This is a genomic window from Streptomyces sp. NPDC059456 (genome assembly GCF_042750055.1).
Lineage (GTDB): Bacteria > Actinomycetota > Actinomycetes > Streptomycetales > Streptomycetaceae > Streptomyces.
In genome coordinates, this window is record NZ_JBHYVA010000345.1 from 1 (window position 1) to 1,045 (window position 1,045).

Annotated in this window: 1 protein-coding gene; it reads right to left on the reverse strand. The window is 79.5% G+C overall.

The window, feature by feature from the left end; all coding sequences use genetic code 11:
- Window positions 1–79: 79 nt before the first annotated feature.
- Window positions 80–1,045 (reverse strand): TIM-barrel domain-containing protein (locus tag ACFXA3_RS26045; protein ID WP_385190687.1); only part of this gene is annotated, 966 nt, incomplete at its 5' end.

Consider the following 1,045-nt stretch of genomic DNA (forward strand, 5'->3'; position numbering starts at 1 on the left):
GACTCCACGGTGTTCACGGGCGGCGGTGTCCGTGCGATCGCCGGCGTGGACCCCCCCCCGGGCCCCGGGGGGGGAAATATCACAAAAACCCCCGCGGGCCCCCAGAGAGACACGGCGCGGCGGCGCCGCCCCCCCCCGCGCCGGCCCCCCCGGCGCCGGGCCCGGCGCCGAGCCCCCGGACCTCCACCCCCTGCACCGGCTCGCCCGCCTCGTCCTCCACCACCACCGCGTCCTCCGCCCACCGCACCGTGTACCGCTCTACCTCGCCCGCCCCGAACCCCGGTCCCGGATCCCGGATCACGACCCCGCCGCCCGTGCGCCCCCGCGCCGGCGCCCACGCCTCCAGGGCCACCCCGCCCCCGGCGGAGCGCACCGGCAGCACCGCCCCCGCCCGGGCCAGCACCGGGATCCGCCCCGGCGGGGCGTCCAGCAGGATCTGCCCGGGTCCCTCGTACGCCGCCCCGGTCGCGGTGTCGTACCACCGGCCGCGCGGCAGCCGCACCGCCCGCCGGTCCGCCCCGCACTCCAGCACCGGCGCCACCAGCAGCGCATCGCCGAGCAGGAACGCGTCCTCGCAGTCCCGCAGCGCCCGGTCCTCCGGCGCACCCCACCACAGCGGCCGCACGTACGGCGCGCCCGTCCGCCGCGCCAGCTGGGCCAGCGTCAGGAAGTACGGCCGCAGCCGCTCCCGCTCCGCCAACACGCCCCGCGCCGCCTCCTCCGCCTCCGGCCCGAACTCCCACGGCTCCCGCCGCCCCGCCCAGATCGCCGAGTGGGTCCGGAACAGCGGGAGGTACGAGCCCAGCTGCAGCCAGCGCAGGTACAGCTCCGGCGAGGGCGAGCCCCCGAAACCGCCGACGTCCGGACCCGAGTACGGCACCCCGCACAGGCCGAGCCCCAGCACCAGCGACAGCGAGGCCCGCAGCCCCTCCCAGCCGGTCTCCACGTCCCCGGACCAGGTGCCCCCGTACCTCTGCATCCCCGCCCACCCCGACCGGGAGACCCGCCCCCCCCCCCCCCCCCGCCCGCTCCGGACCCACCCCAC